Annotated in this window: 15 protein-coding genes; 5 read left to right on the top strand and 10 right to left on the bottom strand. The window is 72.0% G+C overall.

Annotation, left to right across the window (positions count from 1 at the left end; translation table 11 throughout):
• Positions 1 to 3 precede the first annotated feature (3 nt).
• From ACWENQ_RS04305 to ACWENQ_RS04290, 4 genes are read right to left on the bottom strand one after another with little or no spacing between them, the layout of a single operon-like run.
• Complete coding sequence (locus ACWENQ_RS04305; protein ID WP_452412851.1) at positions 4 to 804, bottom strand: SDR family NAD(P)-dependent oxidoreductase; 801 nt, start codon at positions 802 to 804, stop codon at positions 4 to 6.
• Complete coding sequence (locus ACWENQ_RS04300; RefSeq protein ID WP_452412850.1) at positions 801 to 1,988, bottom strand: cytochrome P450; 1,188 nt, start codon at positions 1,986 to 1,988, stop codon at positions 801 to 803. Before ACWENQ_RS04300 ends, ACWENQ_RS04305 begins: the two co-directional genes overlap by 4 nt.
• Positions 1,934 to 2,935: a phosphotriesterase family protein gene (locus ACWENQ_RS04295; protein ID WP_449916352.1), complete on the bottom strand. Its 1,002-nt coding sequence runs from the start codon at positions 2,933 to 2,935 to the stop codon at positions 1,934 to 1,936. Before ACWENQ_RS04295 ends, ACWENQ_RS04300 begins: the two co-directional genes overlap by 55 nt.
• Positions 2,920 to 3,684 (bottom strand): phytanoyl-CoA dioxygenase family protein, encoded by a 765-nt coding sequence (locus ACWENQ_RS04290; RefSeq protein WP_449916353.1) that lies wholly within the window; start codon positions 3,682 to 3,684, stop codon positions 2,920 to 2,922. Before ACWENQ_RS04290 ends, ACWENQ_RS04295 begins: the two co-directional genes overlap by 16 nt.
• Before the next feature lie 89 nt (positions 3,685 to 3,773).
• Here ACWENQ_RS04290 and ACWENQ_RS04285 point away from each other — a divergent pair, with 89 nt between their 5' ends.
• Both ACWENQ_RS04285 and ACWENQ_RS04280 read left to right on the top strand, forming a co-directional pair.
• On the top strand, positions 3,774 to 4,436 hold the full coding sequence (locus ACWENQ_RS04285) for a hypothetical protein (protein WP_449916355.1): 663 nt from the start codon (positions 3,774 to 3,776) through the stop codon (positions 4,434 to 4,436).
• 62 nt (positions 4,437 to 4,498) lie between these two features.
• Positions 4,499 to 5,410 carry a TIGR03621 family F420-dependent LLM class oxidoreductase gene (locus tag ACWENQ_RS04280; RefSeq protein WP_354913030.1) on the top strand — a complete coding sequence of 304 codons (912 nt, stop codon included), beginning with the start codon at positions 4,499 to 4,501 and terminating at the stop codon, positions 5,408 to 5,410.
• Between the two features lie 52 nt (positions 5,411 to 5,462).
• Here the strand turns inward: ACWENQ_RS04280 and ACWENQ_RS04275 are convergent, their stop codons facing one another.
• Positions 5,463 to 6,407 carry a zinc-binding dehydrogenase gene (locus tag ACWENQ_RS04275; RefSeq protein ID WP_452412849.1) on the bottom strand — a complete coding sequence of 315 codons (945 nt, stop codon included), beginning with the start codon at positions 6,405 to 6,407 and terminating at the stop codon, positions 5,463 to 5,465.
• A 132-nt stretch (positions 6,408 to 6,539) separates the two neighbouring features.
• Between ACWENQ_RS04275 and ACWENQ_RS04270 the strand changes: the two genes are divergently transcribed.
• Positions 6,540 to 7,121 (top strand): histidine phosphatase family protein, encoded by a 582-nt coding sequence (locus ACWENQ_RS04270; protein ID WP_354913034.1) that lies wholly within the window; start codon positions 6,540 to 6,542, stop codon positions 7,119 to 7,121.
• Here ACWENQ_RS04270 and ACWENQ_RS04265 read toward each other — a convergent pair.
• From ACWENQ_RS04265 to ACWENQ_RS04250, 4 genes are all read right to left on the bottom strand, one after another.
• Entirely contained in the window at positions 7,118 to 7,882 is a 765-nt protein-coding gene (locus ACWENQ_RS04265; RefSeq protein ID WP_449916363.1) for a hypothetical protein, read from the bottom strand. The genes ACWENQ_RS04270 and ACWENQ_RS04265 overlap by 4 nt on opposite strands.
• 43 nt (positions 7,883 to 7,925) lie before the next feature.
• Entirely contained in the window at positions 7,926 to 8,183 is a 258-nt protein-coding gene (locus ACWENQ_RS04260) for a hypothetical protein (protein ID WP_449916365.1), read from the bottom strand.
• Positions 8,184 to 8,270: 87 nt separating this feature from the next.
• Positions 8,271 to 8,507 (bottom strand): DUF397 domain-containing protein, encoded by a 237-nt coding sequence (locus ACWENQ_RS04255; RefSeq protein ID WP_183658472.1) that lies wholly within the window; start codon positions 8,505 to 8,507, stop codon positions 8,271 to 8,273.
• Positions 8,508 to 9,329: a helix-turn-helix domain-containing protein gene (locus ACWENQ_RS04250; protein ID WP_354913195.1), complete on the bottom strand. Its 822-nt coding sequence runs from the start codon at positions 9,327 to 9,329 to the stop codon at positions 8,508 to 8,510.
• Between the two features lie 224 nt (positions 9,330 to 9,553).
• Between ACWENQ_RS04250 and ACWENQ_RS04245 the strand changes: the two genes are divergently transcribed.
• Both ACWENQ_RS04245 and ACWENQ_RS04240 read left to right on the top strand, forming a co-directional pair.
• The gene (locus tag ACWENQ_RS04245) at positions 9,554 to 10,063 is read left to right on the top strand and encodes an ATP-binding protein (protein WP_449916370.1); all 510 of its coding nucleotides are present in this window, start codon (positions 9,554 to 9,556) and stop codon (positions 10,061 to 10,063) included.
• A gap of 235 nt (positions 10,064 to 10,298) precedes the next feature.
• Complete coding sequence (locus tag ACWENQ_RS04240) at positions 10,299 to 12,701, top strand: helicase-associated domain-containing protein (protein WP_452412848.1); 2,403 nt, start codon at positions 10,299 to 10,301, stop codon at positions 12,699 to 12,701.
• Here ACWENQ_RS04240 and ACWENQ_RS04235 read toward each other — a convergent pair.
• Positions 12,685 to 13,692 (bottom strand): ABC transporter substrate-binding protein, encoded by a 1,008-nt coding sequence (locus ACWENQ_RS04235; protein WP_452412847.1) that lies wholly within the window; start codon positions 13,690 to 13,692, stop codon positions 12,685 to 12,687. The two genes, ACWENQ_RS04240 and ACWENQ_RS04235, sit on opposite strands and share 17 nt — an antisense overlap.
• Positions 13,693 to 13,812 lie beyond the last annotated feature (120 nt).

Raw genomic sequence — 13,812 nt, 5'->3', positions numbered from 1 at the left:
CCGTCACTCTAGGCCCTGCCGCGCGTGGATCGCGTGCTCGGGCCGGTGCGCGGAGGTGCCCGAGTCGATGACCAGCGTCTGGCCGGTGACGCAGCGCGCCTCGTCGGAGGCGAGGAAGGCGACCAGCGCGGCCACGTCGTCCACCTCGCACGGCCAGGGCAGCAGCCGCTCTGCCGCCTTGTCGGCCAGCCGGTCGGGACCGAGCGCGAGCCTGGCGGCCTCGGTCATGACCAGCGCGGGGGCCACGGCGTTGCAGCGGACGCCACGCGCGCCGTACATGGTGGCGACGTAACGGACGAACCCGCCGATGGCCGCCTTGGAGGTGCCGTAGGCGGCGTGGTCGACGTCGCCGAGGAGTCCGGACAGGGAGGAGGTGATGACGATCGACCCGCCGCCGCCCATCGCCGGGACGGCGTGCTTGACCATCAGCATGGCGCCGCGCAGGTTGACCGCCATCGTCCGGTCCCACACGGCCACGTCGAGGTCGGCCAGGTCGCCGTCGCGGCCGTAGACGTCGCGGTCGAGGCAGGCGGCGTTGGAGTGGAGCACGTCGAGGCGGCCGAAGCAGCTCACCAGGTCCACCACGGCCGCGGCGACCTGCGCCTCGTCGGAGACGTCACAGGTGATGGACATGGCCGAGCCGCCCCGCGCCCTGATCGCGGCCGCCGTGCGCCTGGCGGCCGCCGCGCGCAGGTCGGCGACGCCGACGCTGGCGCCCTCGGCCGCCAGCCGCGCCGCGCAGGCCGCGCCGATGCCCGAGCCCGCGCCGGTGACCAGCGCCACCCTGCCGGCGAAGCGGGTCACCACTCGACCGGCAGCGACGGCAGGCCGCGGCCGACGATCGACCGGCGGTAGGCGACGGGCGCGCCCTCGGCCAGGCGCAGCCCCGGCAGCCGGCGGCCGAGCACGTCGAGCGCGGTGCGCAGCTGCAGGCGGCCGAGGGCGGCGCCGACGCAGAAGTGGATGCCGTAGCCGAAGACCATGTGCGCGTCGGCGTTCGGCCGGTCGATCACGAACCTCTCCGGGTCGGGGAAGACGGTCTCGTCGTGGGCCGCGGAGTCGGTCGACAGCAGCACCAGCGCCCCGGCGGGGATCGTCACGCCGTGCAGGTCGATGTCCGTGGCGGCGAACCTGAACGAGCCGAGGGAGGCGCCGTCGATGCGCATGCACTCCTCGGCCGCGCCGGCCACCAGCTCGGGCGGCACCGGCCAGCGGCCCTCCCTGAGCAGCCGCAGGACGCTGTTGCCGAGCTGGTTGGGCACCGTGTCGTTGCCGCCGAGCAGGATCGTGGAGATCAGCTCGACCACCTCGCGGTGCGACAGCTCCTTGCCGATCAGCGCGGTCATGAGCGAGGTGAAGTCGTCCTGCGGGTCCTTGGCCCTCGCCGCGACCAGCCGGTCCACGTAGTCGAGATAGGTCAGGAAGCCGTCGGCGAGCTCGAGCTGCCGCTCCGGCGGCTGCGGCGACAGGAAGAGCTGGAACCACTCCTTCACCCGCCGCTGGACGAACTCCTCGTCGGCCGCGGGCACGCCGATGAAGGCGGCGGTGAGCTTGACCGAGGGCTCGTGCGCGATCTCCTGGACGAAGTCGGCCGCGCGGCGGCCCGCCATGCGGTCGAGCAGGCTCTCGTTGAGCTCGCGGAAGCGCCGCTCCAGCGCCGCGACCGCGCGGGGGGTGAAGGCGCGCGAGACCGAGCGGCGCAGGCGGGTGTGGTCGGGCGGGTCCACGTTGGCCACGAAGCTCGACAGGAACGAGCCGTGCTCGCCCAGCTTCCGCCTGGTCTCCTCGGTGAGGCTGCGCGAGATCGTCAGCGAGCCCCGCGAGGAGAACGCGCGGTGGTCGCCGTAGGCGGCGCGCACGTCGGCGTACCTGGTCAGGACGTAGGCGCCGAGGTGCTCGCTGCGGAAGACCGGCTGCTCGTGGCGCAGCCGTCTCAGGAAGTCGTACGGCGCGGCGACGTGCCAGTCCTGGGTGACGTCGAAGTCCATCCGAAGATCCTCCGCGGGTTGTCGACCAGCATCTGATGGATCTGCTCCTCGGTGACACCTCGTCCGCGCAGCGCCGGCAGGACGTCGGTGGTGATGTGGAGCAGGTGGTAGTTGGGGTGGCGGCGCCGTACGACGTCATGGTCGAACCGGTCGTTGAAGCAGTAGGAGTCGTGGGACAGGACGAGCCGGCCCGCGTGGCCGCGCTCGCACAGCCTGGCGACCACGCTCACCCTGTCGTCGAAGGAGCTGATCGTCTCGATCCCGAAGCGGTCCATCCCCAGGTAGGAGCCGTTGGCGATGAGCTCCTCCAGGTAGGCGAGGTCGGTGGAGTCGCCCGCGTGGCCGATCACCACCCTGCTCAGGTCGACGCCCGCCTCGGCCAGGACCCGCTGCTGTTCCAGGCCGCCCGGCTGGGCGCTGTGGGTGGTGATGGGCGTGCCCGTGGCCACGTGGGCCTCGGCGACCGCCCTGAACACCCGCTCGCAGTTCGGCGTCATGCCGGCGTGGTCGGTGGCGCACTTGAGCATCGCCGCCTTCACGCCCGTCCTGCCGATGCCCTCGGTGATGTCCCTGACGAAGAACTCCGCCAGCCGGTCGGGACCGCCGAACAGGCTGCCGGGACCGCGGTTGGCGAAGTAGGGCGGCAGCGCGTCGTAGGTGTAGAGCCCGGTGGCGGCGACGATCGTCAGCTCGGTCAGCTCGGCCACCCGCTGGACGGCGGGCACGTAGCGGCCGAGGCCGACCACGGTGAGGTCGACGATCGTGTCGATGCCGGCCGCCTTGAGCGCGTCGAGCTTGGCCGCCGCCTGCCGGGCCCTCGTCTCCAGGTCCCAGCCTTCGGGGATGTCGGGCCAGTTCCACAGGATCTCGGGGCTCAGCCCGAAGACGTGCTCGTGCATGAGCGTGGCGCCGAGGTCGGCCCGGAAGCCGCTCACCGTCCAAGGCACGGGAACCTCGGGTGGTCGAAGGGCTTGTTGACGGCCAGGCCGAGGCCGTCGGTCTGGCCGTACGGCATGCCGGTGTAGAGCGTGTCGGCGTCGAAGTAGGTCACGGTGAACGACAGCCGGGGCGAGCGGTGCCGGTTGGCGGGCGCGCCGTGCACGGTCAGCGCGTGGTGGACGGTCGCGTCGCCGGCCGCGAGGTCCAGCGGCGGTGACAGCTCCAGCTCCTTCAGCCACGGGTGCTGGGTGAGCTGGTCGTCGCCGGTGGTGGTGAAGCTCCTGCCGAGCAGGCCGTGGCGGTGGGAGCCGCTGTAGAAGCGCAGCGCGCCCATGTCGGCGGGCACGTCGGCCAGCGCCAGCCAGACCGTCAGCATGGCCGAGCGGTCCATCGGCATCCACGGGAAGTCCTGGTGGAACGGCGTGGCGCCGTGCCCGTCCGCGCCGCCGCCGTCCTTCACCAGCAGGTTGGTCACCTGCATCCGGACCGCGCTCACGCCGGACAGCAGCCGCACCGCGTTCGGCGCCAGGCGCCTGGTCAGCTCGGCGAACCTCTTGTCCTCCTGCGCGATGTCGCGTGACTGGCCGAAGGCCCGGTCGACGAGGGTGGCGCGGGACCTGGGGCGCTCGCCCAGCCGGGCGAGGGCGCGGTCGCGCAGGTCGGTCACGGTGTCCTGGTCGACCAGGCGGGCCAGCCGTACCCACCCGTTGGCGTGGAAGAAGGCGGTCTCGCCGGCGGTCGTCGCGCGCACGTCCATGAGCCCAGTGTCTGAGCAAGCGCTTGGTAAAACAAGATGAGTAGGGACCTACTCATGCGCGGCGCCCGCGCCGGGCGCACGCTCGGGCCATGACCAGTCTCGACACGACTCCCCGGTCGGGAGCCGACACCTTCACCCGCTACGCCATGATCGCCGCCGCCGTGATCTCGCCGCTGGCCATCGCCGCGTCCATCCTCCTCGCGCCGGGCAACGTCACCGCCGAGGGCGAGGCGTACGTGCGCCAGTTCGTCGCCGCCGCCGGCTCCTACCCGCTGCTCGCCTGGCTGTCGGCGATCAGCTCCCTGACGATCGTCCCGGCCGCGTTCGGCGTGGCCAGGGTCGCCCGCGCCGGCCGGCCGGTGCTCGGCCTGGTCGCCATGATCCTGGCGTTCGTCCTGATCGTCCCGATCGGCGGCAACTCCGACGACGTCCTGTACGCCGGCATCGTGGCGGGCCTGGACCAGGCCACGCTCACCAAGCTCTACGCCGCCTACAACGAGGGGCTGCCCACCTCGATCCTGGGCATGTCGTTCCTGTTCGGCCTGCTGGGCTTCCTGCTGCTGGGCGTCGCCGCGCTCCTCGGCAGGACCGCGCCGGTGTGGGCGGCCATCGCGCTGGTCGTAGCTCCCGTGGCGATCCCGATCTCGTGGTTCGCCGGGCTGGGCAACGTGGCGGCGGGCGTCGCGTGGCTGCTCATGACGGCGGGGATGGGCGGGGTGGCGCTCGGCCTGCTGAACCAGCGCGGAGCCTGACTTCTGGCCGAAAGATCCTTCCCGGTCTAAGGTGTGAACCAAACGCTTGGCCGGGAGGCGTCATGCGGCGGTTCAGGTTCGCGGCGGTCGTCCGTCACGCCGAGTCGGGCAAGGCATGGGCGGAGAAGGCGCGGCGGCTGGAGGCCACGGGGTTCGACGCGCTGCTGGTGCCCGACCACCTGGTCGGTCCCCGCCTGGCCCCCTTCGCGGCGATGACGGCGGCCGCCTGCGCCACCACGCGGCTCAGGGTGGGCACGCTCGTGGCCGCCAACGACTTCCGGCACCCTGCGGTGCTCGCCAAGGAGTCGGCCACCCTCGACCTGCTCTCCGACGGGCGCCTGGAGCTGGGGGTCGGCACCGGCTGGATGGCGGCCGACTACGTCGCCGCCGGGATGGAGCTCGACCCTCCCGGTGTGCGGGTCTCCCGGCTGGCCGAGGCGGTGACCGTCCTCAAGGGGCTCTGGGGTGAGGCGCCGTTCTCCTTCACCGGCAGGCACTACCGCATCGACTCCCTGGACCAGCAGCCCAAGCCGGTCCAGCGGCCGCACCCGCGGCTGCTGCTGGGCGGCGGCGGGCCGCGCATGCTCCGCCTGGCCGCCCGCGAGGCGGACGTGATCAACCTCGGCATGCGCGTCCGCGCCGACGGGACGGGGCCCGACGACGCCGACGGCGGGCCGTCCGCGTTCCTCGCGAAGATCGACGTGGTCCGGGCGGCCGCCGAGGGCCGGTACGACCAGGTGGAGCTCGGCACGAGCGTCCAGCAGGTCGGCGCCAGGCGGTCGAGGGAGTCGTGGAGCGCGGCCGACTCCGCCCCGCAGGCCGACACGCCGCAGGTGCTCCCCGGGACCAGGCAGGACGTCGTCGACAAGCTGCGCCGCTGGCGGGACGATCACGACGTCTCCTACTACGTCCTCCACCACGAGCGCGACCTCGACGCCTTCACCCCGGTGGTGGAGGAGCTGGCGGGCACCTGACCCACGTCGCCCGGCCGGCCAGGACCGGAAGCCGGCACACTCCCCCTGCCGGTCAGGGGATCAGGACCACCTTTCCCGACGTCGCCCTGCTCTCCAGCGCCGCGTGCGCGGCGGCCGCCTCGGCCAGCGGGAACGCCTGCACCTCCGGCACCAGGCGACCCGAAGCCGCCTCCGCCAGGGCCCGCTCCTCCAGCTCGCGCAGCCCGCCGGGCCGGCTGAGGATCCGCTCGATCGCGTAGATCGACGTGATGTCCTTCGCCTTGATCTCCTCGGGCGTCGGCGCGCCCGCCTCCTCGCGCGAGGCGTTGCCGTACACGATGTGCCGCCCGCCCGCGCCCAGCAGGGAGAACGCCTCCCTGCCCCGGCTGCCGCCGACGCCGTCGAAGACCAGCGTCACCTCGCCGACCCGCGCGCTCCAGCCGGGCACGTCGTAGTCGACGGCGCGCCCCGGAACCGTCGCCACCTTCGCCGGCCCGCCCGCCGCTCCGACGACCTCGGCGCCGATGTGGCGGGCGTGCTGCACGAGCAGACGGCCGATGCCGCCGGCCGCCGAGTTGACCAGGATCACGTCGGCCGCGGTGGGGGCGCCCAGCTCGATCAGGGCCATCGTGGTGGTGCCCGTCACGATCATGGCCACCGCCTCCTCGAACCCGAGGCCGTCGGGTACGGCGTGCAGCGCGCCCACCTCGGCGACGCTGAGCTCGGCGTAGCCGCCTGGCCTGCTGGCGCCGGTCACCACCCGGCGGCCGATCCACGACTCGTCGACACCCGGGCCGACGGCGTCCACCACGCCCGCGACCTCGCCGCCGAAGACGGTCGGCAGGTCGGGGACCGGCGGCCCGATGGTGACGCCGGTGCGCAGCAGGGTCTCGATGAGGTGCACGCCCGCGGCCTTCACCACGACGCGCACCTCGCCCGCGCCGGGGACGGGGTCGTCGACCGTCTCGTAGGTCAGGTTCTCCGCGGGCCCGAAGGCGTGCAGGACGACGGCGTGCATGAGGCTCTCCATCCGGTGGGTGGTCGTTCCACCGCCACGATGCAACCTCAAGCGGGGTTGAGGTCAACGTGGCGGCCCGTGGGACGCCCCCCGGCGGGCCGGACGCGGGCGGTCGGCGATGATGGTCCTGCTATGGATGACATGATGCTCTTGAGACACGGCGAGACCGAATGGAGCAGGACGGGCCGCCACACCGGCCGTACCGACCTGCCCCTGACCCCCCACGGCGAGGAACAGGCCAGGGCGCTGACGCCGCTGGTGAAGGCGCGCGCCTTCGACCTGGTGCTGGTGAGCCCCGCCGGCAGGGCACGCCGTACGGCGGAGCTGGCCGGGCTGACCGACTACGAGGTGGACCCCGACCTGTGGGAGTGGGACTACGGCGGCTACGAGGGCATCACCACGCCGACCATCCGCGAGACCCGTGCGGGCTGGTACCTGTGGCGTGACGGCGTGATCCCCGGCGACGCCGAGCATCCCGGCGAGAGCGTGGAGCAGGTCGGCGCGAGGGCCGACAGGGTGATCGAGCGGGCCAGGGCCGCGAAGGGCTCGGTGGCGCTGGTCGCGCACGGGCACTTCCTGCGCGTGCTGACCGCCAGGTGGCTGGGCCTGCCGCCGCGTGACGGCAGGTTCTTCCGGCTGGACACGGGGACCTACTCGCGGCTCGGGTTCGAGCACGCCGAGCCGGTCGTCCTCAACTGGAACGCCCCGGTCTAGGCGCGGGCGGCAGCCGGCTCGGGCGCCAGCCGGCTGCCGGGGAAGGGCACCAGCATGGTCTCGCGCCAGGGGCCCGACAGGTAGGCGCGGGCCCGCTTCCCCCAGGTGAGCAGCCGCTCGTCGGGCACGACCTCGTCGTCGAGCCCGAGGGCCGCGTCCCTGGCCCGCTGCACGGCCAGGTGCGCGTCGAGGGTGGTGCCCCACACGGTGACGACCTCGGTGTCGCACATCAGCACCTCGTACAGCCCGACGAGCGTGTGCCCGTGGTCGCGCAGGATGGGCAGGCGTTCGGCGCGGACGGCTTCGAGGTAGTCGAGGGCGGCGCCGGGCCGTACCGTGGCGCTCTCGAACAGGAACAGCGGCGCGGGCGCGGCCGAGGCGAGCGGGGGGCTGCCGTGGACCGCGCCGAGCGGCCGGGAGAAGGCCGAGAAGCGCAGGTCGTCGATGTCCGACAGGAACAGGCGCGCGTCGACGCCCGAGTAGATCTCCATCATCTGGCGCCAGCCGCCCTCCCACCCGCCGTGGCAGTCCCACAGCGTGACGGCCTTGAACTGGTGGTGGCCGGTGATCCCGACGGCGTAGAAGGCGCCGACGAGATCGATCTCCCGCGACCGGATGGACATGCCCTCGGTCAGCTCGGGCGCCTGGCGGCCGGCGTCCTCCTGCTTGTAGCGGGTCAGCCAGGTCAGGTACTCCAGCGGCCGGCGGGAGTTCATCGGCCGGAAGTCGACTTCCTCGAGCAGGTGGATGCCTCGCCGCACGGCGGCCTCCCGAGATCGAACCAAGCGATTGCTCGGGATGATATCAGGCGATGGCCGGAACCGGCTGGGGCCCGCGCCCCGTCAGCCACTCCAGCACGCGCCGGTGCCCCGAGGTGGCGTCCTCGAAGTGACCCCAGTGCCAGTAGCGGGGCTGGTCGCGCACGCCGGTCACCCAGGTGCGGTAGGAGACCACCCCGTCGGGCACGGCGGAGCCCACGCCGTAGGTGCGGATCACGACCCTGCCGCCCGGTGCGATCAGCACGTCGTCGGCGATGGGATAGAGCGTCATCTGATCGAGCATGAAGAGATCCTGCTTGAGGGACGAAACCGGGGGATTTCCCGTCCGGCGCACCCGGGTTACGCGGGTGCGCCGGAGGTGAACACCGTGTTAAACCAGCAGACCGTCGAACTCCCCGTCCTTCACCCCGAGCACCAGCGCCCGGATCTCGTCACGGGTGTAGATCAACGCGGGGCCCTCGGGGAAGCGGGAGTTGCGGACCGCGATCCCGCCGTCGGGGAGCTCCGCGAGCTCCACGCAGTTGCCCTGCGAGTTGCTGTAGCGGCTCTTCCGCCAGGCGACCTCGGTGAGGTCGGTGGCGGGCATGCCGTTGTAGGTGTGCTCCATCTACATCTTTCTGAGAAGACCGTCGATGAGCTCCACGGTGCCGCCCGGCGTGGTGCTCTCCACGCACAGCTGCTCCATGGCGGTGAGGTACGGGTCGATGTCCTCACGCTTGTCCAGGTACAGGGCACCCCAGAGCTGTTCGACGTAGACGACGTCCGACAGGTCGGACTCGGGAAACCGCATGATGCTGAACGCGCCCCCTTCGGCGGCGTGCATGCCGTACCGGAAGGGCATCACCTGGATGGTGATGTTGGGGAAGGTCGCCACGTGCAGCAGATGCTGAAGCTGTTCGGACATGACCTCTCGGCCGCCGATGGTCCGCCTCAGGGTCGCCTCGTCGATGACGGCCCACAGCCGGGGGCCGTCTTTCCGGGTGAAGCGCTCCTGCCGCTGCATGCGCAGATGCACGCGCTGGTCGATGTCCTGAGGAGAGGCGTCGGGGTTGCCGAGCTGGTAGACCGCCCTGGCGTAGTTCGCCGTCTGCAGCAGGCCGGGCACGAACTGCACCTCATAGGTGCGGATCAGGCTGGCGGCCTCCTCCAGTCCCACATAGGTGGTGAACCACTGGGGCAGGACGGCTGAGTACTTGTGCCACCACCCGGGGGTGTTGGCCTCGCGGACCATCTCCAGCAGGGCACGCCGCTCGGCGTCGTCGACGACGCCGTACAGCGTGAGCAGGTCTTCCACATCACGTGTCTTGAAGCCGACGCGGCCGAGCTCCATGCGGCTGATCTTGGACTCGGAGGCCCTGATGTGGAATCCGGCCACATCACGGGTGAGTCCGCGCTGCTCGCGCAGGCGACGCAGGCTGGCGCCGAGCATGATGCGCCGAACGGTTGAGCCAGAACCCGGCGGATCCATGGACACGTGCTGCTCCTTGGTCGTTTCCGTACCACACAGTCTGTCACTTCGCGCCCCAAAGATCATGGGTCGCGGCAAGATCCCCCTTTGCCACCTGATTCACCGATACAGGGCAAACGGTAGCGGTTGCCCATCCCTTCTGCACGTGCATTCGCTCTTGCACCTGCACGAGACTCTGCCTCAGAATGATCACCGTGCAGTCCACCAAACCCCTCGGCCTGTGGACCACGCTCGACTGGTGGCCCCCGGTCGGCTGGTGGCCTGAGGCGGCGCGCGACCTCGTCGTCCCTGGCACGGCGGTCGGCGCCAGCGCGACCTTCGTCCTCCCCCCGGCGGCCTCCTCCGTCCACTCCGCCCGCAGCTTCACCGCCGGCACGCTCGCCGGCTGGAAGCTGGAGGAGATGGTCGACAGCATGGAGCTGGTGGTCTCCGAGCTCGCCACCAACGCGCTGCGCCACGGCCTGACGCTCGACGAGCCGCGCCGGCACGAACCCGTGCGCATGTCGCTGGTGCGCAGGGGCGCGCTGGTCACCTGCGCCTTCACCGACCCGGCCGCGGCCGTGCCCGTGCTGCGCTACCCCGGGCCGCTCGACGTGGGCGGGCTCGGCCTGCACATCGTGGAGTCGCTGAGCATGCGCTGGGGCTGGTCGGCGCTCGCGCCGTACGGGAAGATCGTCTGGGCGGTGCTCTCCTGAGGTCGGCGCGGCCCTCCCCGCGCTCCCGGTGACCTCTCCGCGCTCCTCCCTGTGCTCTCCCTGTGCTCTCCATGCGCTCTCCCCACGCCTTCTCCACGCTCTGTCGCATGCACGCGAAGGCCCGGACACCCCGGCATGGAGCGCGTATGCTGAGGTCTGCCTCGTAGTGAGGCCCACGTGGATGATCAAGGCTCACGGCGAGTCCCCGCGCGCGACCCACTGAGAGTGCTGACAGATGGATGATCACCTGCTCGGCTGGCTGCGAACACTGGACGAAGCGAGGCTCGCCCGCGTCCTGTCCAACCGACCGGATGCCATAGCGGCCCCCTGGCCGCGCCGGCTCGACACGCTGGCCCAGCGGCTGGGCAACGGTTTCGCCGTCATGGAGGCGATGCGGGCGTTGCCGCTGCCCTGCCTGGAGATCGCGCAGGCGTGCCTGGTGCTCGGCGACGGCGTGCCGCCCGACCGGCTGGCGCGCTTCCTGGACGCCCCGGTCGAGCAGGTCGTCCCCTGGCTCGACGTCAGCTACGACCACGCGCTGGCCTGGCCCGACGCCGACGGCGGCATCCACCTGGCCGCGGCGGTCGCGCGCTGGTGGGCGGCGCCGCTCGGCCTCGGCGAGCCGCTCGACCACTACCTCAACTCCTGGACCATCAACAACGACACGCTGCGCGCCCTGGCCCGCAACCTCGGCCTGCCCGCGCACGGCAGCAAGCGCCGCACGATCGTCAGGGCGACGGAGGTGCTGTCCGACGGCGAGCGGCTCACCGCCCTGCTGCGCAACGCGCCCGAGGGCACCGAGCGCCTGCTGGCCGACTTCGCGTGGGACGGCCCGGTCCGCGACGTCGACGGCGGCGCGTTCGTGACGCTCGGCACCCCGGAGAAGTGGGCGGCCGACCACGGCCTGCTCTACCGCCCCCGCTGGGAGGTGGCGGAGATGCCGCGCGAGGTGGCGCTGTCGATCCGCGGCCCCGGCTACCACCCTCCCTTCACCCCCGAGCCGCCCGAGGTGCCGACGATCCCGGTCGACCCCGAGGAGGTCGACCACCTGATGACGCTGGCCGCCCCGCACATGGTCGAGCGCTGCGCCACCCTGCTCGACAACACCGCCAAGACGCCGCTGCCGCTGCTGAAGACCGGCGGGGTGGGCGTGCGCGAGGTGCGTAGGGTCGCCAGGGAGACCGGCTGCGACGAGGACGAGACCCGGCTGCTGCTGGAGATCTGCGCGGTCGCCAGGCTGCTGGCGTGGGACGAGAAGTCGGGCGGCATGGTGCCCACCGACCGGTACGACAGGTGGCGGCTCGACGAGGGCTCGGCCAGGCTGCGGCTGCTGCTGTCGGCCTGGTGGCGGATGGAGCGTTCGTCGCTGCGCAAGGTCGAGGGCAAGTACCCCACGGTGCTCGGCGACGAGCGGAGCGGCGCGGCGATCGCCCGCGTGCGCAGGGCGCTGCTGGGCGTGCTGTCCCACCTGCCGGCGGGTACGGCCTTCGCCGACAGGGGCAGCCTCGTGCGCAGCGCCCACTGGCACGCTCCCCTGCTCGACCAGGCCCTGCTGGCCGACTGCGCCGCCGCCGTGCTGGAGGAGGCCACGCTGCTCGGCCTGCTGGCCAACGACGCCCTCACCGACCTCGGCCGGGCGCTGGCCGGGCTGAGCGCCCACGCGGGCGAGGAGAACGACGACGCGGTGCCGCTGGTCGAGCACGATCCCGTCCTGGTCGAGGTCTCGACGCGGGCGTTGGCCAGCGTGCGCAGGAGCGCGCTGTTCGGCGCCGACCTGACCGCCGTGGTCACCGGGCCGCCCTCCACCGAGCTGGCCGAGCTGCTCGACAGGGTGGCCGAGCGGGAGTCGCGCGGCGCCGCCTCGGTGTGGCGCTTCACCGCCGAGAGCGTGCGCGGCGCGCTCGACCGGGGCTATGACGCCGACGAACTGCTGGCCGAGCTGGGCGAGGTCGGCACGATCCCGCAGCCGCTCGACTATCTCGTCCGCGACATGGCGCGCCGGCACGGCGAGGTGACGGTGACGACGGTCGCCTGCATCGTGCAGGCCTCCGATCCCGCCCTGCTGGCCGAGATCGCCCACAACCGCGGCCTGTCCCGGCTGGGCCTGCGGCTGCTGGCCCCGACCGTGCTGGTCAGCTCCACGCCGGCCGAGCCCACGCTGGCCGCGCTGCGGGAGAACGGCTACGCGCCCGTGCCGATCGCCGACACCGGCGAGATCGCGGTCAGGCGCACCAGGGTCGCCGGTTCCGAGGATCCGCAGAACGGCAAGCTCATCCTGCTGCCCGGCGGGCAGGTCGCCGAGGTCGACACCCCCGCGCACATCCTCGCCGAGCCCGCGCCCGACCCTCACGAGCACGCCCGCCGCCTGCTCGGCGCCCACGACAGCGCGGAACAGAGCGGGCGCACCTGGGCGGTCATCGGCAGGAACGCCACCAGGTTGCCGACCGCCCAGCAGTCGCTGCTGGGCCTCGTGGTCGACCGCGGGGTACGGGCCGGCATCACGCTGACCGACGGGCTGACCGCGACGATCAGCCACGGCGAGCTGCGCGGCGGCACACTCGACGCCTGGTGCGAGGAGGCGGGCGACTACCTGGAGTTCCCGCTGACGGAGATCGTCGAGGTCAGGGGAGCTTACTAGCCTTCCCCAGGTCGGCCACCAGGCCCTCGAGCAGGTCGGCCCACTTCTGGTAGCTGTAGGGGGTCTCGACCCACATCGGGTAGATCTGGCCCTTGGCCACGGCGGGCAGCTTGGCGAAGGTGGGCTTCTTCTTCATCTCCTCCAGGCCGAGGGCCTGGGTCCTGCTGTCGAACAGGATGACGTCCGCCTTGTACTTGTCGGCGTTCTCCCAGCTCAGCGACTCGAAGTAGCCCTGGGCGTCGACCTTCGGCTTCACGATGTCGAGCCCGGCGTCGCTCAGCAGCTTGAAGTCCGGCACCATCTCGGGGGTCGAGACGTACATCGCGTCGGGGCTGCCGGAGACCAGCTCGATCGTCAGGCCCTTGGCCGCGAGCTTCCTCAGCGCCTCCAGCGCCGCCTCGTAGCGGGCCCTGGCCTGGGTGATCTCGGGGGCGGCGAGGTCGGCGCCGAGCTTGGCCGCCAGGTCACCGTACTTGGCGATCACCTCGGTGGCGTTCCTGCCGGTGAGCATGACGCCCGCCGTCGGGGCGACCTTCTCGATCGTGTCCTTGGACTTCTCCGGCACGTACCACAGCGTGTCCTTCAGGTACATGCTGCTGACCAGCAGCTCGGGCCGCAGGCCGATGTACTGCTCGACGTTGAACTCGTCCCAGACGTTGCCGAGGCCCGTCACCTTGGTGATGTCGACATTGCCCACCTGGGGGTCGCGCTCGCCGTTCGACAGCTTGTGCGGGCCGAAGACGGCGATCGGCTTGACGCCGAAGTCCCACAGCGCGGCGGCCGAGCCGACCTGGGCCACGATCCTCGCCGGGGTCTTCGGCAGGTCGATCTTCCTGCCGCGGTCGTCGGTGTAGGTGAAGGAGGCGGCCGCGGCGCCGGCCTGCGCGGGGGAGGCGGGGGCGGACGCCGACTCCCCGCCGCACGCGGCGAGGGCCAGAGCGGCGCCCAGGCCGGCGGCCGCCGCGAGCAGTCCTCTACGGGATACCGACATCTTCCTACTCCTTAGGCGAGGCTTACCTAAAACAGACGGCGGTTAGCATAGCCTTACCTTCCCTTTTCCCGGGACCCGCCCTCCTGCAATGCCGTGGCGCCGAGTTAGATTAGCCTTGCC

It is taken from the genome of Nonomuraea sp. NPDC004354, assembly GCF_053602555.1.
Note: the sequence above shows the minus strand (reverse complement) of the source record. Positions and strands in the feature narration are given on the sequence as shown.